The following is a 21,673-nucleotide window of genomic DNA, read 5'->3' on the forward strand; positions in this document are numbered from 1 at the left end:
GGGTGGGCCCGTGATCACCGCCATCGTGTTCGTGAAGGCCGAGGTCGACCGGATCCCGGAGGTCGCCGAGGCGATCGCCTCCCTCGAGGGGGTCACCGAGGTGTACTCGGTGACGGGTCAGATCGACCTCATCGTGATGGTGCGGGTGCGCCACCACGACGACGTCGCCGCGGTCGTCGCCGACCGGGTCAACAAGGTCTCCGGCGTCCGGGAGACCGAGACCCACATCGCGTTCCGCGCCTACTCCCGCCACGACCTCGAGTCGGCGTTCTCCCTCGGGCTGGACTGACCGAGCACGAGGTCGGGCGGGCCACCGGTGATCGAGCGAGTGCGCCCGGCCGAGGGACGAGGTCGGGACCGCGCGTGTCGGGACGCTGGACCAGCCACTAGCCTGCCGCGATGAGCTGGCTGGACATCCTGGGCTGGGGCGGCAGCGCCCTGCTCGTCTTCTCGTTGCTGCAGGCGCGGGTGCTGCGCTTCCGCGCGCTCAACCTCGTCGCCTGCGTGATCCTGGTGGCCTTCAACGCGCTGCTCGAGGTCTGGCCGATGGTCGGCATGAACGCGGTGCTGTCCCTCATCAACATCTGGTTCCTGGTCAAGCTCCAGCGCGAGCGGCACGACGACGCGGCGTTCCAGGTCGTCGAGGTCGGCCGCGACGACGCCTACCTGCGCCACCTGCTCACCCTGCACCGCGACGACATCACCCGGTTCCAGCCCGACTTCGTCCCCGCGACGGCGGCCGAGCGCGACCACGCCTTCGTCGTCCTGCGGGGCGACGAGGCGGTCGGCGTCGTCCTGCTCGACGCCGACGGCGACGTGGCCCGGGTCCGGCTCGACTACGTGACGCCCCGCTACCGCGACTTCACCCCGGGCGAGTTCGTCTGGCGCGACAGCGGGGTCCTGGCGACGCTCGGCTTCCGCCACGTGACGTCCCCGCCGGGCATGGTCGGCGCCTACTACGACCGGGTCGGCTTCCGTCGCGACGGCCAGGAGTACGTGCTCGACCTCTGAGGGGCCTGGTCCGACGGCGCGACGGAACCCGGCGGTAGCGCCCGGGCCGTCCGCGGTCAGGACGCCGCGGCCACCCAGCGCTCGAGGGTCGCCCGGGCGGCGCCGGTGTCGATCGCGGCGGCGGCGCGCACCATGCCGGCGGCCAGCGCGTCGTCGACCGCGGCACCCGACGCCTCGTGCACGGCCAGCGCGGCGCCGGCGTTGAGGACGACGGCGTCGCGCACCGGGCCGGGGTCGCCGGCCAGGAGGCGGCGCACGACCTCCGCGTTGTGGGCGGCGTCGCCGCCGCGCAGGTCGGCGGTCGTGGCCGGGGCGAGACCGTGGGCGGCCGGGTCGACGGTCGCGGTGGTGACCTCACCTCCGGTGACCACCCAGACCTGGGACGTCGTGGTGGTGGTGAGCTCGTCGAGGCCGTCGTCGCCGCGCACCACCCACGCGTCGGCGCCACGGCGCGCGAAGACGCCGGCCATCACCGGCGCCATCCGCAGGTCGGCGCAGCCGATCGCCGAGGCGGCCGGGCGGGCCGGGTTGGCCAGCGGGCCGAGGTAGTTGAACGTCGTGGCGATGCCGAGCTCGCGGCGCGGCGCGGCGGTGTGCCGCATCGCCGGGTTGAACGCGGCCGCGAAGCAGAACGTGATGCCGGCCTCCGCGGCGACCGCGGCCACGCGGTCGGGGGGCAGGTCGAGCCGGATGCCGAGCGCCTCCAGCACGTCGGCGCTGCCCGACAGCGAGGACGCCGACCGGTTGCCGTGCTTGACGACCGTCGCGCCGGCGCCCGCGGCGACGATCGCGGCCATCGTGGAGATGTTGACCGACATCGAGCGGTCACCGCCGGTGCCGACGACGTCGAGCAGGCGGCCCTCGACCGAGATCGGGACCCGGCGCGCGTACATGGCGTCGGCCAGCCCGGCGAGCTCCTCGCTCGTCTCGCCCTTGGCGCGCAGCGCGACGGCGAAGCCGGCCACCTGGGCCGGCGTCGCCTCACCGGCGAGGATCTCCCCCATCGCCCACCCGGTCTGCTCGGCCGACAGGTCGCGGCCGGCGACGAGGTCGGTGAGCAGGTCGGGCCAGGTCACGGCGTCGCAGGGACGCGGGAGCGCAGCAGGCCGATCACGGACACGGCGAGCTGGATCGGGTCGATCGGGTGCGGGACGGCGGCGTCGGCGCGCGACCACGTGGCCAGCCACGCGTCCTGCGGGCGGCCGGTGAGCACCAGCAGCGGCGGGCACCGGAAGATCTCGTCCTTGAGCTGCTTGGCGATGCCCATCCCGCCCGCGGGAGCGGCCTCGCCGTCGAGGATCGCGAGGCCGACGTGGCCGGCGTCCATGTTCTGGATGACGACCGGCTCCGTGGCCACCTCGATGTACTCGAGCTCGGGGAGGTCCGGGTGCGGACGCCGTCCGAGCGCGAGGATCACCTGCTGGCGGGTGTTCGCGTCGTCGCTGTAGACGAGCACCTTCAGACGGGGTGCGGGGCGCGTGTCGTCGGTCACGCACCCATCGTAGTGCCGGACCCGGCGGGCGCTCGGGCGGGACTCAGTCGGGGTGCTCCCCGGCCGCCGAGCGCGCGGCGGAGGCTCGCTCGCGGGCCTCGACCAGGTCGAGCCTGCGGTCCTCGCGCTTGGCCTCCTGCATCGAGGAGCGCACCCACTGCACGAACAGCACGCCGAAGAAGGACAGCCCGATGAGGTCGCCCGAGCCCCACAGGATCCCGCCGGCGAGCTCCTGGTCGGCGTACGGGTCGGGCAGCCAGGACCCCATCGGGCCGGAGGCCAGGCGCGGGTACCAGTCGCCGCCGATCAGGGAGGACTGCCCCATGATCGTCACCCCGAGGAACGCGTGGAACGGCAGCGTCAGCACCGTCAGCAGCACCCGGAACGGGTAGCCGACCCGGCCCGGGACCGGGTCGAGGCCCATCAGCGGCCAGAAGAACAGCGCCCCCACGAGCACCAGGTGGACGTGCATCATCTCGTGCACCCACACCGACTCCAGTGACGCCCGGTACCACCCGGAGAAGTACAGCGCCCACGGGGAGACGACGTAGAGGGTGAAGGTCAGCGGCGGGAACGACAGCACCTTGGCGACCCGCGAGTGCAGCACGACGAGCAGCCAGCGCCGTGGGGCGGCCGGGAGCGTGCGCAGCGCGAGTGTCACCGGGGCCCCGAGGGCCAGCGCCAGCGGCACCACCATCGACAGCACCATGTGCTGGACCATGTGCACGCTGAGCAGGGTGGTGTCGTAGGCCCCCAGCCCGGACGAGGTCGCGACGTAGAACGCACCGAGCCCGATGCCCACGAACGCGATCGTGCGCCCCACCGGCCAGCGGTCGCCCCGCCGGCGCAGCGTGGTCACCCCGAGCAGGTACAGACCACCGGCCCAGACGGTGACGACGAGCGGCAGCGGCGCCAGCGACCACTCGGTGAAGAGCGTGCCCAGGGTGAACCGGGGCAGCACCTCGGAGGCGTTCAGCACGGCGCTGAGTCCGGCCACGGACGACGTTTCCCACACGCCTCACAGGGTAGGTGGAGCGCCCACCCGAGGGGGGTGGTGGCCCCGAGCGAGCGGGGAGCCATAATGCTCTTGTGGCGACCACAGCAACCATCCCCGCATCCCGGCTGCACGGGCATCACGACCGCCCGTCCATGGTCGCGGTCGGCACGATCATCTGGCTCTCGAGCGAGCTGATGTTCTTCGCGGCCCTGTTCGCGTCGTACTTCACGATCCGCTCGGTGAGCGGCCCGTTGTGGGCCGAGAACACCGAGGCGCTCAACGTGCCGTTCGCCTCGGCGAACACCACGATCCTGGTGCTCTCCTCGCTCACCTGCCAGCTCGGCGTCTTCGCCGCCGAGCGCGGCCAGGTCGGGCGCTCCGGCTCGCTGCTCAAGATCAGCGGCTGGGGCCTGCGCGAGTGGTTCGTGCTCACCTACGTGATGGGCGCGATCTTCATCGGCGGACAGGCACTGGAGTACGCCGAGCTGATCCACGAGGGCATCACCATCCCGGACTCCGCGTACGGGACGATGTTCTACCTCACCACCGGGTTCCACGGGATCCACGTGACCGGCGGGTTGATTGCCTTCCTGCTGGTGCTGGGCCGCACCTACCTGGCCCGCAAGTTCACCCATGAGCAAGCCGTCAGCGCCATCGTGGTGTCGTACTACTGGCACTTCGTCGACGTGGTCTGGATCGGGCTCTTCGCCACGATCTACCTCATCAAGTAGCCGCAACCCGACCCACATCGACGACCTAGGAAAGAGAATCGTGCGCTTCCTGAACCGCTCCGCCGGTCGCCTCTCCCGGCACCGCAGGGGGCCGCTCGCCGGCCTGGCGGTGCTGCTGCTCGGCCTCCTGCTCACCGGAGGGCTGTACTCCACCCTCTCCCCCGGCGCCCAGGCCGACGAGACCAGCACCAGCGCCGAGGACGTCCAGGCCGGTCGCGAGCTCTTCCTCGTCGGCTGCGCCTTCTGCCACGGCCAGAACGGCGAGGGCGTGCTGACCCAGAGCGGCACCCAGTACGGACCGCCGCTCACCGACGTCGGCGCCGCCTCGGTCGACTTCCAGGTCGGCACCGGCCGGATGCCGATGGCCCAGCCCGGTCAGCAGGCCGTCCGCAAGCCGCCGGTCTACAACGAGGACGAGATCCGCCAGCTCGCCGCCTACGTCGACTCGCTCGGCACCGGCCCGGCCATCCCGGACGCCTCGGCCTACTCGCTGCCCGACGACCTGACCGAGGAGGAGCGCCAGGAGGCGATCTCCCGCGGCGGCCAGATCTTCCTGACCAACTGCACCGCCTGCCACAACTTCGACGGCTCCGGCGGCGCGATGCCCCGCGGCGGGTTCGCGCCCACCCTGCGCGGCGTCGAGGCCAAGCACATCTACGAGGCCCTGCTCACCGGCCCGCAGTCGATGCCGTCGTTCTCCGACGGCAACCTGACGCCCGACGAGAAGCGCGACGTCATCGCCTACCTCAAGACGACCGAGGAGAAGCCCGGTTACGCCGGGTTCTCCCTCGGCAGCCTCGGCCCGGTGAGCGAGGGCGTGGCGGCCTGGCTGATCGGCATCGGCGGCCTCGTCGGCGCCGCGATCTGGATCGCCGCGCACACCACGCGCACCGACCGCAAGAAGCCCACCGACCACACCCGCGTCAACCTGCCCTCGGGCGCGCCGGGCCCCGACCAGACGGGAGCAGCCTCGTGACCGACCTGAACAAGCACGACGGGTCCGACGAGCCCGAGGAGAACGGCACCGAGGGCGTCGACCGCACGCCCGCCGTCCCGGAGGAGCCGATCCCCAACCCGGGTCTGCACCCGCACACCTGGCGTCCCACCGACGTCGACGAGAAGGCCTCGATGCGGGCCGAGCGGCAGGTGGCGACCATGTTCGTCCTGTCGGCCGCCTGCACCGTCGCCTTCGTCGTCTCCTACTTCACCCTCGACGTCGGCACCAACTGGACGACGTTCGGCGGGCTCGGCGCGTCGACGCTGTTCCTCGGCGTCTTCCTCGGACTGGCGCTGATGCTCATCGGCGTCGGCATCATCCAGTGGGCCCGCAAGCTGATGGCCGACCAGGAGATCGTCGAGATGCGCCACCCGGCGCGCTCCTCCGACGCCGACCGCGAGGCCACCGTCGCCGCCCTCACCATGGGCATCGAGGAGTCGGGCATCGGCAAGCACAAGCTCGTGCGCCGCTCCCTGCTGCTCTCCGTCGGCTTCCTGGGCGTGCCGGCCGTCGTCATGCTGCGCGACCTCGGCCCGCTGCCCAAGGACGTCGCCAACGCCGCCGAGGGCACCGGCCTGCAGCACACGCTGTGGGGCGTCAAGCCCGGTGTCCGCGTCGTCCGCGACGTCGTCGGCACCCCGATCCGGGCCTCCGACCTCCAGATCGGTGACCTGGTCAACGCCGTCCCCGACGGACTCTTCGACCTCCACGGAACCGAGCTCCAGGCCGCCAAGGCCAAGGGCGCGGTCATCGTGGTCAAGCTCGCCCCCGACGAGATCAAGTCCCAGCAGGGTGACCAGTGGGACGTCGGCGGCGTCCTGTGCTACTCGAAGATCTGCAGCCACGTCGGCTGCCCGATCTCCCTCTATGAGCGCACCACGCACCACGTGTTGTGCCCCTGCCACCAGTCGACGTTCGATCTCGCCGACTCGGCCAAGGTGGTCTTCGGACCCGCAGGACGACCCCTGCCTCAGCTCGCACTGGACGTCGACGACGAGGGCTTCCTCGTCGCTCAGCACGACTTCCTCGAGCCGGTGGGACCGAGCTACTGGGAGCGTGAGCGATGAGCATCGACACCAGCAAGGTCGCCGACAGCAACACCACGACGCCGGCCTCGGCCAAGGCGCCCTCGCGAGCCGGTGCGGTCGCGACCTGGGCCGACGACCGTCTCGGTCTCGGCACCTCGATGAAGAAGCAGCTGCGCAAGGTCTTCCCGGACCACTGGTCGTTCATGCTGGGCGAGATCGCCCTGTGGAGCTTCGTGGTCCTGCTGCTGTCGGGAGTCTTCCTGACGCTGTGGTTCGACCCGAGCATGGCCGAGGCCGAGTACCAGGGCTCCTACGACCCGCTCCGCGGCGTGGAGATGTCGAAGGCCATGATCTCGACCGTCGAGCTCTCCTTCGACGTCCGCGGCGGTCTGCTGATGCGGCAGATGCACCACTGGGCCGCGCACCTGTTCATCGCCTCGATGCTGATCCACATGATGCGGGTCTACTTCACCGGCGCCTACCGCAAGCCGCGTGAGCTCAACTGGGTCATCGGCTGCCTGCTGATCCTGCTCGGCAGCCTCGAGGGCTTCACCGGCTACTCGCTGCCCGACGACCTGCTCTCCGGCACCGGCGTCCGCGCCGCCGACGGGTTCCTCAAGGCCACCCCGGTGGTCGGCAGCTACATGTCGTTCTTCCTCTTCGGCGGGGAGTTCCCCGGCGACGCGATCATCCCGCGCCTCTACATCATCCACGTGCTGCTGATCCCCGGCCTGCTCCTGGGCCTGATCGCCGCCCACATGCTGCTGCTCGTCTACCACAAGCACACCCAGTGGCCCGGTCCCGGCCGCACGGAGGAGAACGTCGTCGGTTTCCCGATGCTCCCCGTGTACGCCGCCAAGGCCGGCGGGTTCTTCTTCATCGTCTTCGGCACCGTCGCCCTGCTCGGCGGCCTGCTGTCGATCAACCCGGTGTGGAAGTTCGGTCCCTACGACCCGACCAAGGTCACGGCCGGCTCGCAGCCCGACTGGTACATGGGCTGGCCCGACGGCCTGCTGCGCATCATCCCCGGCTGGGAGTCGGTCATCGGTGGCTACACGATCTCGTGGAACGTCATGCTGCCGATCCTGATCGTGCCGCCGCTGATGCTCGTGATCCTGATCGCGCTGCCCTTCATCGAGTCGTGGATCACCAAGGACGAGCGCGAGCACCACCTGCTGGAGCGTCCCCGCAACCGTCCGACGCAGACCGCCGTCATGGTGTCGCTGATGACCTTCTACGGCCTCGCCTGGGCCGCGGGTGGCAACGACATCATCGCGATCAAGCTGCACCTGTCGATCAACCAGATCACCTACTTCATGCGGGTGATGATCTTCCTCGGACCGCTGATCGCGTTCATCATCACGCGGCGCTGGTGCATCTCGCTGCAGCGCCACGACGAGCAGACGCTGCTGCACGGCTACGAGACCGGCATCATCATGCGCTCGCCCGAGGGCGGGTACTCCGAGCGGCACCTGCCGATCAGCAACGACGCCGCCTACCGCCTCACCGCGCGTGACCGCGACGAGGTCTACACGGTCGGCAGCAAGGTAGACGAGAACGGCGTCGCAGCTCCCGGCGGCAAGCTCGACGGGCTGCGCGGCAAGCTGTCCACGCTGATGTACGCCGACAACGTGCAGAAGCCGACGGCGGCCGAGCTCGCGGAGGCTCACCACCACGCCGAGCACCAGCACGAGCTCACCGCGGCGCTCGACGGCCGGGCGGCCGACGGGCACCAGTTCGACGGCCACCACACCGTCGACGGCGAGAGCCTGCGTGGCGACCACTGACCCAGCGGTCCCGAACCACCTCGAGGCCGAGGGCGACCCCACCAGGGTGGCCCTCGGCCTCGGCCGTTTTCCCCCTCCCCCACCCCCACGCTGACCCGTCGCTGATCAGCGACGGGTCGATCCGGTTTTCGCGCTGACCCGTCAGTGATCAGCGACGGGTCGATCTGGTTCGCGCGCTGACCCGTCAGTGATCAGCGACGGGTCAGCGTCATCGGGTGACGTAGGACGGTCGCGTGGACAGGAGCCGCTCCCACGCGAGCCGCAGGCGACGGTCGAAGTCGCGGCGCCGACCGACCACGTGGTGCTCGCGGGCGACGACGAGGGTCCAGCGCTCGGCCTGACGTGCCCACCTCAGCCGCGCGGCGTCGGCGTCGGCCCGGCCGGGGCCGTGGAACTCCTCGCCGAAGTACTCCGCCCCGAAGCGCTCGTCCGGCAGACCCATGTCGACGTGGTACCAGGCGCCGTCCGGCGCGCGGACCGGGACCTGGCACTCGGGGACGGGCAGCCCGGCGTCGAAGAGCCACTGCGCGCGCGCCACCGACTCGAACTGCGAGTCCGACCGTGGGTCGGCCAGGGGCACCACCACCCGCGCCTGCACGATGCCGCGGAAGCCCTTGAACCGCTCGAGCTCGACGTTGACGACGTCGACGGGGCACAGCCGTGTCAGGGCGTCCACGGCCGCCAGGGCCTGGTACCGGTGCAGCAACCGCGCGAGGTCACAGGCCGTTCGCAGCGGCGTGGTGACCCGGACGCCGTCGACCTCGCGGACGTCGCGCTCGACCAGCGCGCGTTCCCCGCTCGACACGAGCTGGTTGCGCAGCCTTCGCCCCGGCGGCGCGAACACGCTGACCCGCGGCACGGCCAGGTGGTCACCCGGGGCGAGCGCGCGGTCACCGACCCACACCCAGGCCGCCGTCCGGTCGGTGACGACGCAGTCGGTAGGGACGACGAGCCGGAGGATCGACAGCCGCAGCTCGAGCGAGTCGTCCAGGTGCGCGCAGCGGTAGACGCCGGGGGCCGGCCGCACCAGGAAACCGTCGGCCACCAACGCGCGACACCGGTTGTTGGAGACACCCAGCCCGGCCGCCTCGGCGACGGTGAAGGGGCGGTCCGGCGGCAGGCTCGCTCGGATCGCCTGCTGCTGGGAGGCGCTCAGGGGCCGGGTCATGGCGACCATGGTGCGCCGCGGCGTCCGTAACGCGCCCCGCTCCTCCACAACCCCACCGACCCGTCAGTGATCAGCGACGGGTCAGCGGTAAAACCCCGTCGACCCGTCAGTGATCAGCGACGGGTCAGCGTCAGGCGAGGGCGGAGCCGGCTTGGTAGTCCTTGAAGGACTTGTTCCAGTCGCCGTAGCCGTTGTCGAAGGTCATCTCGCGGTCGGTGCCGGTGTACTCGACGACGTCGCCGCGGCGGCTCATCGCGTACAGCCAGCCGGCGTCGGAGGTGCTCATGCCGGTGCAGCCGTGGGAGACGTTGGCCTGGCCCTGGGAGCCGACCGACCACGGGGCGGCGTGGATGAACTCGCCGGAGTTGGTGACCCGCATCGCCCACTGCACGTTGTCGATGTCGTAGGCCTCGGAGCTGCCCTGCGGGATCCCGACGGTCTCGGAGTTCATCCGCTTCGACTCGAACTTCTCCATGATCACCTTGGTGCCGGAGCGGGTGGTGAAGCCCGGCTTGCCGGTGGTGATCGGAAGGGTGCGGAGCAGCTTGCCGTTGGAGAAGACCTTCATCTGGTGGGTCTTCGCGTCGACCTGGTAGATGTGCGCGTCGCCGACCTCGAAGGCGACCTCGCGGTTCTCCTGGCCGTAGATGCCGTTGCCGGCGTCGACGCCGTTCACGTCGACGTCGACGGTCACCTCGGTGCCCGGCGACCAGTAGGACTTGGGGCGCCAGTGCGCCTCGGTGTCGCTGAGCCAGTACCAGGAGCCGACCTGCGCGGGCTTGGAGTCGACGACCATGTGCTCCTCGAAGGCCGCCTTGTCGGTGACCGGCAGGTCGAAGCTGACGATGACCGGCATGCCGACGCCGACGGTCTCGCCCTGCAGCGGGGCGACCGAGGGGAAGGTCTGCTCGTCGAGGGAGAGGTCGACGGTGGTGAAGCCGAGGCGGGTGCGCTCGGTGGCGTCGCCCTCCCCGGCGCGGGTGTTCACGGTGTAGGCGGTGCCCGGCTCGAGCCGGTCGGACGCCGTCCAGGAGGCGCCGTCGTCGGCGAGCGTGCCGGCAACCTCACCGGCGTCGGAGGTGACCGTGACCTCGTCGAGGCGCCCGCCCTCGGCGGTCACCTCGACCAGGGTGGAGACGGGGACGTCGGTCGCACCGCGCTCGACGTTGATCGAGACGGTGGGGACGCCGGCGCTCTCGCTCGGGTCGCCAGTGGCGGCAGCGCCCTGGGCGGGGTCACCGGCGGGGTCGCCCGCGGCGGCACCGCCGGCGCCCGCGGCGGGGCCGGGCTCGCCGGAGCCGCCGTCGTCGGAGCTGCAGGCGGCCAGGGACAGCGCCAGGACCGCAGCGAGGGCGGAGGCGGACACGCGGGCCGAGAGACGCACGGACATCAGGGGTACTCCCAGGGGTTGAGCGAGCGCTACCAGGGTTCGGCAGCGTCGTTCACGCTGCCGTACCAGGGTAACCGGGGCCCGGGCACGTCCCCGATTCCCCGGCGCGTCGACCCGGGTGACTCGTGTGACCCGTGGGTCAGTGGGCGTGGACGCCGCGGTAGTACTCGAACACCAGGCCGCACAGGGCCACGGAGCCGAGCACGCCGCCGATGATGAAGAGCCACCAGGCGCCGGCGGCGACGCCGAACACCATGACGCCGAGCGTCAGGCCGCACCACAGCGGCCACCACGAGTACGGCGGGAAGAAGCCGAGCTCGCCCGCGCCGTCGGCGATCTCGCCGTCCTTGCGGTCCTCGGGCCGGGGCTCCATCTTCTTGGCGTGGAAGCCGAGGTAGAGCGTGACCATGGCCGCGAGCAGGGTGGTCATGACCAGGGCCGAGGTGCCGGTCCAGTCGCCGCCGTGCTCGCTGCCGTCGGTGACGAACCAGTAGGCGGGCGTCACGAGCACCAGGAAGATGGTCGTGATGCCGAAGATCCAGGCTTCCGCCTTCATCGGGTGGTCTCCTCGCCCGGGGTGTCGGTGCCGTCACCGTGGTGGTCGCCGGTGGCGCGGTCGGTGCGGTGGTCGTCCTTGCCGAGCCGGCCGTTGACGAGGTCCTCGCGGCCCTCCATGTCGGGGGCGTCGGCGAACTTGCCGTCACGCGCCGAGGCGTTCTCGTCGAGCTCGATGGCGGCGACCTCGGGGTGGTGCAGGTCGAAGGCCGGCGACTCCGAGCGGATGCGCGGGATGGAGTGGAAGTTGTGGCGCGGCGGCGGGCAGCTGGTGGCCCACTCGAGCGAGCGGCCCCAGCCCCACGGGTCGTCGACCTCGACCATCGGCGCCTTGCGGGAGACGTAGACGTTGTAGAGGAACGGCAGCGTGGAGGCGCCGAGCAGGAAGGCACCGACCGTGGAGATCTGGTTGAGGGTCTCCCAGCCGTCGCTCTCGAGGTAGTCGGCGTAGCGGCGCGGCATGCCCTCGACACCCAGCCAGTGCTGGACGAGGAAGGTGGTGTGGAAGCCCACGAAGAGCAGCCAGAAGTGGACCTTGCCGAGCCGCTCGTCGAGCATCCGGCCGGTCATCTTCGGCCACCAGAAGTAGAAGCCGGCGAACATCGCGAACACCACGGTGCCGAAGACGACGTAGTGGAAGTGCGCGACCACGAAGTAGGAGTCGGAGACGTGGAAGTCGAGCGGCGGGCTGGCCAGGATGATGCCGGTGAGGCCACCGAACAGGAACGTGGTGAGGAAGCCGATCGACCACAGCATCGGGGTGTCGAAGGATATGGATCCGCCCCACATCGTGCCGATCCAGTTGAAGAACTTCACTCCTGTCGGCACCGCGATCAGGAACGTCATGCCCGAGAAGAAGGGCAGGTTCACCGCACCGGTGACGAACATGTGGTGGGCCCACACCGCGACCGACAGGATCGCGATGCCGAGCGTCGCCCCGACCAGGCCGACGTAGCCGAAGAGCGGCTTGCGACTGAAGACCGGGAGGATCTCGGTCACGATGCCGAAGAACGGCAGCGCGATGATGTAGACCTCGGGGTGGCCGAAGAACCAGAACAGGTGCTGCCACAGGATCGCGCCGCCGTGGGCGGTGTCGAAGACGTGGGCGCCGAGCTGCCGGTCGGCCTCGAGCGAGAGCAGCGCGCCGGCGAGCACCGGGAACGCGATGAGCACGAGCAGGCTGGTCACCAGCGTGTTCCAGACGAACAGCGGCATCCGGAACATCGTCATGCCGGGTGCGCGCATGCAGATGATCGTGGTGATGAAGTTGACCGCGCCGAGGATGGTGCCGAGGCCGGCCATCCACAGGCCCATGATCCAGAGGTCGCCGCCGACGCCCGGCGAGCGGACGGCGTCCGAGAGGGGCGTGTAGGCGAACCAGCCGAAGTCGGCCGCGCCGGCGGGGGTCAGGAACCCGGAGGCGGCGATGAGGCCGCCGAAGAGGAACAGCCAGTAGCTGAACATGTTCATGCGCGGGAACGCCACGTCGGGCGAGCCGATCTGCAGCGGCATGATCACGTTGGCGAAGCCGAAGAACAGCGGGGTCGCGAAGAGCAGCAGCATGATCGTGCCGTGCATCGTGAAGAGCTGGTTGTACAGCTCGTCGTTGACGACCTGGCTGCCCGGGAACGCGAGCTCGGACCGGATGAGCATCGCCATCAGGCCGCCCACGAGGAACCAGGCGAACGAGGTGACGAGGTACATCTTGCCGATCAGCTTGTGATCGGTCGTGGTCATCATCTTGACCAGCTGCTCGCCCAGGCGCTTGCGCTCCGGGGTCACGGTGCCCGTGGTGGGGGCGGCGGTCGTGGTCACTGGCAGTACCTCTCGTCCTGCAGCTCGTCGCCGGAGACTTCCTCGTCGGGCTCGATGCCCACCTGCGTGTCGGCGTTCTCACCGCCACAGATCGGCTCGGCCGAGGTGAACCCGGCGTCGTACTGGCCGCGGAGGTACTCCTGGTACTCCTCGTCCGAGACGACGTCGACGGTGAAGAGCATGCGCGAGTGGTAGACGCCGCACAGCTCGTAGCACTTGCCGGCGTAGGTGCCGGTCTTCTTGGGGGTGACCTGGAAGTGGTTGTCCTGGCCCGGCATGACGTCCATCTTGATGAGGAAGCCGGGGACACCGAAGTCGTGGATCACGTCGGGGCTGCGCAGCTCGAACCGCGTGGTCTTGTCGACCGGGATGACGAGCTTGGGGATGTCGTTGCCGGTGCCGGACTCGTAGACGTTGACGGCCTCGCCGCCCTCGCCGTCGACGGCGTCGGGGTAGTTGAACGTCCACGACCACTGCTGGCCGACGACGACCACGGTGTTCTGGACCGGGACGTCCTCGTCGTTCAGCACGATGTTCTGGGTCTTGATCGTGTGGTCGAAGAAGACGATGACCATGATGATCGGGAAGATCGTGTAGAAGATCTCGAGCGGCAGGTTGTAGCGCGTCTGGACCGGGACCTCGTCGGCGTGACGCCGGCGGTAGCGCCAGATGACGTAGAAGATCAGGCCCCAGACGAACCCGCCGGTCAGGAGCGCGGCGATCCAGGCGCCCTGCCACAGCGCGAGGGTGGACTCACCCTCGACGGTGACCGGGTCGGGCATGGCCAGGCGCTCGAGCTCGGAGTCGGTGCCGCAGCCGGCGAGGACGACGAGCGCGAGGCCGAGCAGGACGGCGAGACCGACACGGCGGCCACGTCGGGGAGCCGGCGCAGTGCGCTCGGCGAGTTGCAGACCCACGAACGAGCCTTCCTCTCAGCCATCAATCGGACGTTCACGAACAGGTCTGCACAGTATCGCGCGGAGTCCGTCCTCGACGCCCCCGGGTGGGTGGTTGGATCGTGCTCGTGGCGGAACGTGAGGCAGCACCCCGGTCGCAGCCCGGGTCGGACGGCGTCGCCGCGGGCGGCGCCCACCTCGACGCGGCGTCCAGCGAGCCGCTCCACCCGGCGGCGCGGACGACGCTCCTGGCCGCGCTCGACGCCGGGTACGCCGACCCGCGCCGGCTGCACCACCCCGGCCGCAACGCGCGGCTGCTGCTCGACAACGCCCGCGCGGTGGTGGCCGAGTGCCTGGGGGTGCGGGCCGACGAGGTGACCTTCACCGGGTCGGGCACCGAGGCGGTGCACCGCGGCCTGCTCGGGCTGGCCGCCGCGGACGCCGGTCGCGGGCGCCGGGTGGTGCTCCCGGAGGTCGAGCACGCCGCCGTCCGGCACGCCGCCCAGTGGTGGGGCGAGCCGGTCCTGGTCGGCGTCGACCACGAGGCCCGGGTCGACCGCGACGCCCTCGCCGCGGCCCTCGCCGAGGGCCCGGCCGCCGCCGTCGCCCTGCAGAGCGCGAACCACGAGGTCGGCACGCTGCAGCCGGTCGACGAGGTCGAGCTGCCGCCGGGCACCCAGCTGTTCGTCGACGCGTGCTCCTCGATGGGTCGCGTGCCGCTCCCCCGCACCTGGCAGGCCCTGGCCGGCTCGGCGCACAAGTGGGGCGGTCCGGCCGGGGTCGGCGTCCTGCTCGTGCGCCACGGCGCCCGGTGGACCTCGCCCTTCCCGCCCGACGACCGCTCCGACCACCGCGCCAGCGGTTTCGAGAACGTGCCGGCCGCCCTGGCCGCCGCCGCGGCGCTCCAGGCCGTCGTGGCCGTGCGTGACGACCTCGGGGCCCGCCAGCACGCGTGGGTCGCCCGCATCCGGGCCGCGGCGGCCGCGATCGACGACGTCGACGTCGTGGGCGACCCCGAGGTGCGGCTCCCCCACCTGACGACGTTCTCGGTGCTCTACGTCAACGGCGAGCAGCTGGTGACCGAGCTCGACCGCCGCGGCTTCGGCGTCGCGAGCGGGTCGGCGTGCACCGCCTCGACCCTCGAGCCCTCGCACGTGCTGGCGGCCATGGGTGCCCTCACCCACGGCAACGTCCGGGTGTCCCTGACGCGGGGCACCACCGACGCCGAGGTCGAGGCGTTCTGCGCCGCCCTCCCCGAGGTCGTGGCGGGGCTCCGAGATGGCTCCTGACCCCGTGCCCGAGCCCGCGCCCGAGCCCGCGCCCGAGCCCGCGCCCGAGCCCGCAGCACTGCCCGCGCCCGACCTGGAGATCGACTGCCGCGGCCTGATGTGCCCGCAGCCGATCATCGACCTGGCCCGCCGGGTCGGCGACGTCCCGGTCGGCGGGGTGGTGGCAGTCGTGGCGACCGACGCGGCGGCGCGCCACGACGTCCCGGCGTGGTGCCGGATGCGCGGTCAGGAGTACCTCGGCCAGGACACCGCCGAGGACGGCGTCCCGCGCTACGTGGTCCGGCGCACGACCTAGCGCCCCGGCGGACTCAGCCGAGGTGCGCGGCGACCTCGGCGGCGGCCTGGGCGCCGTAGGACAGCTCGAGACGGGCCACGAACTCGGCCGGCGTGAAGGAGTACTCCTGCGTGCCGATCGTCTCGACGACGTAGGCGGCCAGGACGCAGCCGACCTGGGCGGCGCGCTCGAGGCCGAGCTCCCACTCGAGCGCGGCCAGGAAGCCGGCGCGGAAGGCGTCGCCGACGCCGGTCGGCTCGACCGCGACCACGCCGGAGGCGGCGGGGACCACGATCGGCTCCTCGCCGGTGCGGACGACGCGCACGCCGTCCTTGCCGAGCGTGGTGACCTGGGTGCCGACCCGGTCGAGCACCTCCGCGGCGCTCCAGCCGGTCTTCTGCTCGATCATGTGCGACTCGTACTCGTTGGAGAACAGCAGCGTCGCGCCGTCGATGAGCTGGCGGATCATCGCGCCGTCGCCGAAGGCCAGCTGCTGGCTCGGGTCCGCGATGAACGGGTAGCCGCGCTGGCGGCACTCGTCGGTGTGCCGCAGCATGCCGGCCGGGTCGTCGGCACCGACCAGGACGTAGTCGGGGGCCCCGACGCGGGCCACGATCGGGGCCAGCTCGATGAGGCGGGCCTCGCTCATCGCACCGGGGTAGAACGACGCGATCTGGGCGCCGGTCGGGTCGGTGGTGCACACGAAGCGCGCGGTGTGCCTGCTGTCGGAGATCCGGACGGCGGAGCAGTCGACGCCGTGGCGCTCGAGCCAGGAGCGGTAGTCGGCGAAGTCGTCGCCGGCCGCGCCGACGAGCACCGGACGCAGCCCGAGGCTGCCGAGACCGAAGGTCATGTTGGCCGCCACACCCCCGCGCCGGATCTCGAGGTCGTCGACCAGGAAGGACAGCGAGATCTTGTCGAGCTGCTCGACCACGAGCGAGTCGGCGAACTTGCCACCGAAGGACATCAGGTGGTCGGTGGCGATGGAGCCGGCGATGAGGAGAGGCACGTGGGGTAACACTACCCAGCGGTACGCGTTTCGGTACCAATCAGTAGGCCCTAGCGTCGAGCCATGGCCTCGACCTCGCACTCCCACGACGACCTCGGGACCCCCGCCGAGATGCACGCCGACTGCCGGGCGACCGGCGACCGGCTGGGCCTCCGGCGTGCCGCCGAGCTGGCCTCGCGACCGGCGCCGAGCCTGCACTTCGACGAGCAGCCCGGCGAGCGGCCGAAGCCCCGCATCGAGATCTCGGAGGCGGCGGCCCGGCTCGCCGCCGCGCTGTACGGCCGCTGAATCCCAGCCGTACCGGCCGCCGCTCCACGGACGACGAGAGCCCCCCGACAAGGTCGGGGGGCTCTCGTGCGGGCGGGCCCGGGGTGGGCCCTGCTGTCAGTGGAAGGAGTCCCCGCAGGCGCAGGAACCCGTCGCGTTCGGGTTGTCGATGGTGAAGCCCTGCTTCTCGATCGAGTCGACGAAGTCGATCTCGGCGCCGTTGAGGTAGGGAACGCTCATCCGGTCGACGACCACGGAGACGCCGTCGAAGTCGGTGACGACGTCACCGTCGAGGGTGCGCTCGTCGAAGAAGAGCTGGTACCGCAGGCCGCTGCAGCCACCGGGCTGCACGCTGATCCGGAGGGCGAGGTCGTCGCGACCCTCCTGGGCGAGGAGGCTCTGCACCTTGGCAGCGGCCACCGGGCTCAGGTTGATCTGGTCGGTGCGGCGCTCGGTCGTGGTGGTCTCGAGCTGCTCGGTCATGTCGATGACTCCCGTGAGGTTGGCCTGGAAAGGTGGGGCGGTGGTGCCTGGGTCGATCTCCTGGTCAATGGTCGCACACCGAGGGTTATTCCTGGGCCGGCCCTACACCGGGCGCGACCAGGTCCGGGCCACCCGGGCGGCGACGTCCGCGAGGGCTCCGGCGGGGTCGGCGAAGGCGCGCTCCTCCCCCACCAGCTCCACCAACGAGTAGGCCGACTCGACCCCGAGCGCGCGCATCTCGCGGGAGCCGACCAGCACCTGCCCGGCGATGGCGACGCACGGGCGCAGCGCCTCCGCGGCGACCTCGGCGACGCCGTAGGGCACCTTGCCCGACCGGCTGGAGAAGTCGAAGGCCCCCTCGCCGGTGATCACCAGGTCGGCCTGACGGGCCCGCTCGGCCAGCCGGACGGCGTCCGCCACCAGCCGGATCCCCGGCTCGCGCCGCGCGCCCAGGCAGAGCAGCGCGAAGCCGAGCCCGCCGGCCGCCCCGGCCCCCTTGTCGAGCGAGGTGCGCCGGTTCGTGGCGGCCGCGAAGCCCTCGAGCCAGCCGTCGACCTCCGCGATCCGGTCCTCGCCGAGCCCCTTCTGCGGGCCGAAGGTCTTGGTGGCGCCGAAGAGGCCGGTGAGCGGGATGTCGACGTCGGAGGCGAGCACGAGCGAGGCCCCCGGGCTCGGCAGCCTGACCTCGGTGACCCCGGCCAGGCCCGCGACGCCCGCGTCGAGGGGCCGGTCGGCCTGCGCGCCCAGCGCGGCGAGGAGGCCGGCGCCGCCGTCGTTGGTGCCGGACCCGCCGAGCCCGACCACGACCGTGGTCGCCCCGGACCCGATCGCGGCGCGCACCAGCTCGCCGACACCGAAGGTCGAGGCCTCCTCGGCGCGCTCGCCGCCGGTCAGGTGCAGGCCGCAGGCCTGGGCGCTCTCGACGTAGGCGGTGTCGCCGACGCGCAGCACGGTCGCGGGCACCGGCTCGCCGAGCGGGCCGCGCACCGTGGCGACGTCGAGCCGGCCGCCGAGCGCGGCGTGCAGGACGTCGACGAACCCGGGCCCGCCGTCGGCCATCGGAGCGAGGTCGAGCTCGTCGTCGGGCGCCCGGCGGCGCCAGCCCGCGGCGATCGCCTCGGCCGCCTCCACGGCGGTCAGGGTGCCGGCGAACTTGTCGGGTGCCACGAGGACGCGCATGCGGCCATAGTGCCCACCCCCCGCGCCGGTCCCTACGGTGGTGCCGTGAGTGGTGTGCTGATCCGGCCGATGCGGGCCGACGACGTCCCGACCGCCGAGCGGCTCTCGGACGAGGCGTTCCTCGAGCTCGACCGCCGCGTGTTCCGGCGTGACCAGCCCGACCCGGAGCCGCGCCGTCCCGACCACAGCGCCGGGTGGGTCGAGCGGACCCGGCACCTGCTCGGGACCGACGCCGCCGGGTGTTGGGTCGCCGAGGAGGACGGCGCGATGCTCGGCTTCGCCACCAGCCTCCGGCGCGAGGGCACCTGGGTCCTGGCGACCTACGCCGTGCGCCCCGGCCAGCAGGGCCGCGGGCTGGGCAAGCAGGTCCTGGACGCGGCGCTCACCCACAGCCAGGGGTGCCTGCGCGGGATGCTCTCGGCCTCCGACGACCCCCGGGCCGTGCGCCGCTACCTGCTGGCCGGCTTCACGATGCACCCGCAGATGAGCCTGTCCGGCGCCGTCGACCGCACCGCGATCCCACCGGACGCCGGCGCGAAGGTGCGCGAGGCGACCGCCGCCGACACCGACCTGATGGACTCCGTCGACCGGCACTGCCGCGGCGCGGCCCACGGACCGGACCACCCGCTGATGCAGCGGATCTTCCGCGCGGTCGTGAGCGACTCCACGACCGGGTCGGGCTACGCCTACCTCAACCCGCGCGGTGCGGTGGCGCTGCTCGCGGCCACGAACCGCCGCACCGCGCAGCGGCTGCTGTGGTCGGCGATCGCCGAGGGGCCGGGCGAGCAGACCATCGGCCACGTCACCGCCGCGAACGCCTGGGCGGTCGAGATCGGCACCGCCGTCCGGCTCGGGCTGCGGACCTCGGGCTACCTCGCGCTGCGCGGGATGCGGCCGCCGACGACGTACCTGCACAACGGCGCGTTGCTCTAGATCCTAGGATTGAGCCATGACGACCGTCGACCTGCCGCTCCTGCCCCTCGGCCGGGGCGTCGACCGCGCCTCCGAGCGCGGGGTGGAGTGCCCCGGCGACCTGCCGCAGGCCTCCGACCCCGACCTGGTGGCGCGCGCCCTGGCGGCCAAGGAGGCGCTCGGCGAGCGGGTCTTCGTCCTGGGTCACCACTACCAGCGCGACGAGGTCATCCAGTTCGCCGACGTCACCGGCGACTCCTTCAAGCTCGCCCGCGACGCCGCGGCCCGCCCGGAGGCGGAGTTCATCGTCTTCTGCGGCGTGCACTTCATGGCCGAGTCGGCCGACATCCTCACCGGCCCCGGGCAGCAGGTCGTGCTCCCCGACCTGGCGGCCGGCTGCTCGATGGCCGACATGGCCCGGCTCCCCCAGGTCGAGGCGGCCTGGCAGGCGATGGCCGACGCCGGGCTCCAGGACGTCGTGGTCCCGGTGACCTACATGAACTCCAGCGCCGACATCAAGGCGTTCTGCGGCCGCAACGGCGGCGTCGTGTGCACCTCGTCGAACGCCGAGGTCGCCCTCGAGTGGGCCTTCGAGCAGCGCGGCCCGGACACCAAGGTGCTCTTCCTGCCCGACCAGCACCTCGGCCGCAACACCGCGGTGCTGAAGATGGGCTACACCCTCGACGACTGCGTCGTCTGGAACCCGCACCTGCCCGGCGGCGGGGTCAGCGTCGAGGCGCTGCGCGAGGCGAAGGTCATCTTGTGGAAGGGCCACTGCTCGGTGCACGGCCGCTTCTCGACCAAGGTCGTCGACGAGCTGCGCGCCACCCTGCCCGACGTGCAGATCCTGGTGCACCCGGAGTGCCCGCACGACGTCGTCCTGTCGGCCGACCTGGTCGGCTCCACGGAGTTCATCATCAAGACGATCGAGGCGGCGCCACCCGGCTCGGTGTGGGCGATCGGCACCGAGCTCAACCTGGTGCAGCGCCTGGCGCGGGCCCACCCCGACAAGACGATCGTCTTCCTCGACAAGAACGTCTGCTACTGCTCGACGATGAACCGGATCGACCTGCCCCACTTCGTGTGGGCGATGGAGTCGCTGGTCGCGGGCGTCGTCGTCAACCGGATCGAGGTCGACCCCGCCACCGAGCGTGACGCCCTCGTGGCCCTGCAGCGGATGCTCGACCTCCCGGGCAAGAGCCACAAGGACTGACCGGTCACCCACGCCCGGCCCCTCGAGGTGCGCGGCAGCGCCCGAGCCCGTCGTCGGGCCGCCGCTGCGACGAGCACCACGAGCGGCGACAGCACCGTGCGACCGTGTTGCCCGGCAGCGACCGGACGGAGCACGACCGGGCCGCTGGGGCTTGTCGCCCCGGCGGCCCGGCCGTCGTCTCGTTCCTAGATCGCCACGTCGGTCAGAAGTTGGTGTGCTCCAGGTAGAGCTTGCCGACGGCTGCCGAGGTGAGCGGCGACACGTCGGGGGTGTCGTTCTCGACGATGTACTCCTCCGCGTCGTGCTTGCGGAAGATCGCCGGGAAGTCGATGACGCCCGTGCCCAGGTCGCACATGTCTCCACCCGCGGCGGCCGAGCGGTCCTTGACGTGGAACTGCCGAACCGTCTGCGGCGCCTTGCGGATGACGTCGTTGACGAACTTGATCGGGTTGGCCTCGCCGCGGTTCACACCGCCGGTGTAGACCCAGTACAGGTCGGCCTCGAGGTGGACCAGGCGCGGGTCGAGCTCCTGGGTGAGCACGTCCCACGGCGTCTTGCCGCCGCCGAGGTCGATGGTGAACTCGTGGGCGTGGTTGTGGTAGCCGTACTTGAGGCCACGACGCTTGGCGGCGTAGGCCTCGATGTTCATCTGCTCGGCCCAGGCCTGCCAGTCGCTCAGCTTGTCGGAGTTGAGGTAGGGCACCACGATGTAGCGCTGACCCAGCGTGTTGGCGTCGTCGAACTTCTTGTTGCGCGCCGCCGTGCTGTCGCTGATGCCGTCGTGGCTGGAGCTGGCCCAGATGCCCAGCTGGTCGAGGCGCTGCTTCATCTGCGCCGCGGTGTAGTGGTAGAGACCGGCGCGCTCGACGCGCGGGTAGGCGTACTGCGAGAGGCGGGTCAGCGCCAGCTCGACGCTCGCGGGGTCGGTCATCGCCGCCCGCAGGGTGTACAGCTGGATGCTGATCCGACCCTCGGGCACCTGCTTCTTGCGACTCCGGCCGTTGGCCTTGTCCTGGCCGGCCGCCTCGGCCGCCGTGGCGCCGAGCGCGCCGACCGACGCCAGCCCGGCCGCACCGAGTGCCGCCCCACGGAGCAGTCCTCGACGACTCGCGCCCTGCCGCTCCAGCGACTGCCGCAGGGCGGCCTCGCCGTCATATCCGTAACACATGGTGGATTCCTC

At 71.5% G+C, this 21,673-nt stretch carries 23 protein-coding genes; 11 read left to right on the top strand and 12 right to left on the bottom strand.

All coding sequences use genetic code 11. The features are described 5' to 3' along the window. Positions 1-10 precede the first annotated feature (10 nt). Together FE634_RS13565 and FE634_RS13570 are read left to right on the top strand one after the other, a co-directional pair. The gene (locus FE634_RS13565; protein WP_134767500.1) at positions 11-289 is read left to right on the top strand and encodes an Lrp/AsnC family transcriptional regulator; all 279 of its coding nucleotides are present in this window, start codon (positions 11-13) and stop codon (positions 287-289) included. A gap of 110 nt (positions 290-399) precedes the next feature. After that, complete coding sequence (locus FE634_RS13570) at positions 400-1,011, top strand: YgjV family protein (RefSeq protein WP_137292786.1); 612 nt, start codon at positions 400-402, stop codon at positions 1,009-1,011. Positions 1,012-1,067: 56 nt separating this feature from the next. Here the strand turns inward: FE634_RS13570 and trpD are convergent, their stop codons facing one another. The 3 genes from trpD to FE634_RS13580 are packed head-to-tail and all read right to left on the bottom strand — an operon-like array spanning position 1,068 to position 3,518. After that, positions 1,068-2,087, bottom strand: a complete 1,020-nt coding sequence (trpD, locus tag FE634_RS13575) for an anthranilate phosphoribosyltransferase (RefSeq protein ID WP_246060572.1) — start codon at positions 2,085-2,087, stop codon at positions 1,068-1,070. Then, complete coding sequence (locus tag FE634_RS21655) at positions 2,084-2,503, bottom strand: Rv3143 family two-component system response regulator (protein ID WP_262347423.1); 420 nt, start codon at positions 2,501-2,503, stop codon at positions 2,084-2,086. The genes trpD and FE634_RS21655 overlap by 4 nt, the downstream gene beginning before the upstream one ends. 43 nt (positions 2,504-2,546) lie before the next feature. Beyond that, complete coding sequence (locus FE634_RS13580) at positions 2,547-3,518, bottom strand: cytochrome c oxidase assembly protein (protein WP_138876191.1); 972 nt, start codon at positions 3,516-3,518, stop codon at positions 2,547-2,549. A gap of 74 nt (positions 3,519-3,592) precedes the next feature. On the opposite strand from FE634_RS13580, the gene ctaE reads away from it, so the two are divergent. From ctaE to qcrB, 4 genes are read left to right on the top strand one after another with little or no spacing between them, the layout of a single operon-like run. After that, complete coding sequence (ctaE, locus tag FE634_RS13585; RefSeq protein WP_137292790.1) at positions 3,593-4,231, top strand: aa3-type cytochrome oxidase subunit III; 639 nt, start codon at positions 3,593-3,595, stop codon at positions 4,229-4,231. Between the two features lie 40 nt (positions 4,232-4,271). Beyond that, complete coding sequence (gene qcrC, locus FE634_RS13590) at positions 4,272-5,207, top strand: cytochrome bc1 complex diheme cytochrome c subunit (RefSeq protein ID WP_170981473.1); 936 nt, start codon at positions 4,272-4,274, stop codon at positions 5,205-5,207. Further along, positions 5,204-6,295, top strand: coding sequence for a cytochrome bc1 complex Rieske iron-sulfur subunit (gene qcrA / locus FE634_RS13595; protein WP_396954588.1), 1,092 nt, complete (start codon positions 5,204-5,206; stop codon positions 6,293-6,295). The genes qcrC and qcrA overlap by 4 nt, the downstream gene beginning before the upstream one ends. Then, positions 6,292-8,043 carry a cytochrome bc1 complex cytochrome b subunit gene (gene qcrB / locus FE634_RS13600; protein WP_137292792.1) on the top strand — a complete coding sequence of 584 codons (1,752 nt, stop codon included), beginning with the start codon at positions 6,292-6,294 and terminating at the stop codon, positions 8,041-8,043. Before qcrA ends, qcrB begins: the two co-directional genes overlap by 4 nt. A 208-nt stretch (positions 8,044-8,251) precedes the next feature. On the opposite strand, the gene FE634_RS13605 is transcribed toward qcrB, so the two are convergent. The 5 genes from FE634_RS13605 to ctaC all read right to left on the bottom strand — a co-directional run bounded on the left by FE634_RS13605 (position 8,252) and on the right by ctaC (position 13,888). After that, positions 8,252-9,211 carry a type IV toxin-antitoxin system AbiEi family antitoxin domain-containing protein gene (locus FE634_RS13605; RefSeq protein ID WP_148240682.1) on the bottom strand — a complete coding sequence of 320 codons (960 nt, stop codon included), beginning with the start codon at positions 9,209-9,211 and terminating at the stop codon, positions 8,252-8,254. A gap of 130 nt (positions 9,212-9,341) precedes the next feature. Next, a complete protein-coding gene (locus FE634_RS13610; protein WP_148240683.1) occupies positions 9,342-10,601 on the bottom strand; it encodes a L,D-transpeptidase in 1,260 nt (419 codons plus the stop codon). A 139-nt stretch (positions 10,602-10,740) separates the two neighbouring features. After that, on the bottom strand, positions 10,741-11,157 hold the full coding sequence (locus FE634_RS13615) for a cytochrome c oxidase subunit 4 (protein ID WP_137292795.1): 417 nt from the start codon (positions 11,155-11,157) through the stop codon (positions 10,741-10,743). Beyond that, positions 11,154-12,971: an aa3-type cytochrome oxidase subunit I gene (gene ctaD, locus FE634_RS13620; RefSeq protein ID WP_148240684.1), complete on the bottom strand. Its 1,818-nt coding sequence runs from the start codon at positions 12,969-12,971 to the stop codon at positions 11,154-11,156. Before ctaD ends, FE634_RS13615 begins: the two co-directional genes overlap by 4 nt. Beyond that, entirely contained in the window at positions 12,968-13,888 is a 921-nt protein-coding gene (ctaC, locus tag FE634_RS13625) for an aa3-type cytochrome oxidase subunit II (RefSeq protein ID WP_246060575.1), read from the bottom strand. Before ctaC ends, ctaD begins: the two co-directional genes overlap by 4 nt. 107 nt (positions 13,889-13,995) lie before the next feature. Here ctaC and FE634_RS13630 point away from each other — a divergent pair, with 107 nt between their 5' ends. Continuing rightward, positions 13,996-15,156: a cysteine desulfurase family protein gene (locus FE634_RS13630; RefSeq protein WP_138876193.1), complete on the top strand. Its 1,161-nt coding sequence runs from the start codon at positions 13,996-13,998 to the stop codon at positions 15,154-15,156. After that, positions 15,146-15,451, top strand: coding sequence for a sulfurtransferase TusA family protein (locus FE634_RS13635; RefSeq protein WP_262347424.1), 306 nt, complete (start codon positions 15,146-15,148; stop codon positions 15,449-15,451). Before FE634_RS13630 ends, FE634_RS13635 begins: the two co-directional genes overlap by 11 nt. A gap of 13 nt (positions 15,452-15,464) precedes the next feature. Here FE634_RS13635 and FE634_RS13640 read toward each other — a convergent pair whose 3' ends face one another. Beyond that, complete coding sequence (locus FE634_RS13640) at positions 15,465-16,439, bottom strand: carbohydrate kinase family protein (protein ID WP_138876194.1); 975 nt, start codon at positions 16,437-16,439, stop codon at positions 15,465-15,467. A 63-nt stretch (positions 16,440-16,502) separates the two neighbouring features. Here FE634_RS13640 and FE634_RS13645 point away from each other — a divergent pair, with 63 nt between their 5' ends. Beyond that, a complete protein-coding gene (locus tag FE634_RS13645) occupies positions 16,503-16,727 on the top strand; it encodes a hypothetical protein (protein WP_137292800.1) in 225 nt (74 codons plus the stop codon). A 96-nt stretch (positions 16,728-16,823) separates the two neighbouring features. On the opposite strand, the gene erpA is transcribed toward FE634_RS13645, so the two are convergent. Further along, on the bottom strand, positions 16,824-17,189 hold the full coding sequence (erpA, locus tag FE634_RS13650; RefSeq protein ID WP_137292801.1) for an iron-sulfur cluster insertion protein ErpA: 366 nt from the start codon (positions 17,187-17,189) through the stop codon (positions 16,824-16,826). A gap of 102 nt (positions 17,190-17,291) precedes the next feature. Next, a complete protein-coding gene (locus FE634_RS13655; RefSeq protein WP_138876195.1) occupies positions 17,292-18,368 on the bottom strand; it encodes a glycerate kinase family protein in 1,077 nt (358 codons plus the stop codon). A 45-nt stretch (positions 18,369-18,413) separates the two neighbouring features. On the opposite strand from FE634_RS13655, the gene FE634_RS13660 reads away from it, so the two are divergent. Together FE634_RS13660 and nadA are read left to right on the top strand one after the other, a co-directional pair. After that, on the top strand, positions 18,414-19,301 hold the full coding sequence (locus tag FE634_RS13660; protein WP_138876196.1) for a GNAT family N-acetyltransferase: 888 nt from the start codon (positions 18,414-18,416) through the stop codon (positions 19,299-19,301). A gap of 16 nt (positions 19,302-19,317) precedes the next feature. Further along, a complete protein-coding gene (gene nadA / locus FE634_RS13665; protein WP_148240685.1) occupies positions 19,318-20,493 on the top strand; it encodes a quinolinate synthase NadA in 1,176 nt (391 codons plus the stop codon). Between the two features lie 202 nt (positions 20,494-20,695). On the opposite strand, the gene FE634_RS13670 is transcribed toward nadA, so the two are convergent. Continuing rightward, positions 20,696-21,661 (bottom strand): sugar phosphate isomerase/epimerase family protein, encoded by a 966-nt coding sequence (locus tag FE634_RS13670; protein ID WP_137292805.1) that lies wholly within the window; start codon positions 21,659-21,661, stop codon positions 20,696-20,698. Positions 21,662-21,673 lie beyond the last annotated feature (12 nt).

This window comes from Nocardioides sp. S-1144 (genome assembly GCF_005954645.2).
GTDB classification, from domain to species: domain Bacteria; phylum Actinomycetota; class Actinomycetes; order Propionibacteriales; family Nocardioidaceae; genus Nocardioides; species Nocardioides dongxiaopingii.

Coding starts and splice junctions, on each gene's coding strand:
- erpA (WP_137292801.1), bottom strand. CDS start 17,189: ATGACCGAGCAGCTCGAGACCACCACGACCGAGCGCCGCACCGACCAG.
- FE634_RS13605 (WP_148240682.1), bottom strand. CDS start 9,211: ATGACCCGGCCCCTGAGCGCCTCCCAGCAGCAGGCGATCCGAGCGAGC.
- FE634_RS13570 (WP_137292786.1), top strand. CDS start 400: ATGAGCTGGCTGGACATCCTGGGCTGGGGCGGCAGCGCCCTGCTCGTC.
- nadA (WP_148240685.1), top strand. CDS start 19,318: ATGACGACCGTCGACCTGCCGCTCCTGCCCCTCGGCCGGGGCGTCGAC.
- FE634_RS13670 (WP_137292805.1), bottom strand. CDS start 21,661: ATGTGTTACGGATATGACGGCGAGGCCGCCCTGCGGCAGTCGCTGGAG.
- FE634_RS13655 (WP_138876195.1), bottom strand. CDS start 18,368: ATGCGCGTCCTCGTGGCACCCGACAAGTTCGCCGGCACCCTGACCGCC.
- FE634_RS13645 (WP_137292800.1), top strand. CDS start 16,503: ATGGCCTCGACCTCGCACTCCCACGACGACCTCGGGACCCCCGCCGAG.
- FE634_RS13615 (WP_137292795.1), bottom strand. CDS start 11,157: ATGAAGGCGGAAGCCTGGATCTTCGGCATCACGACCATCTTCCTGGTG.
- qcrB (WP_137292792.1), top strand. CDS start 6,292: ATGAGCATCGACACCAGCAAGGTCGCCGACAGCAACACCACGACGCCG.
- FE634_RS13610 (WP_148240683.1), bottom strand. CDS start 10,601: ATGTCCGTGCGTCTCTCGGCCCGCGTGTCCGCCTCCGCCCTCGCTGCG.
- FE634_RS13635 (WP_262347424.1), top strand. CDS start 15,146: ATGGCTCCTGACCCCGTGCCCGAGCCCGCGCCCGAGCCCGCGCCCGAG.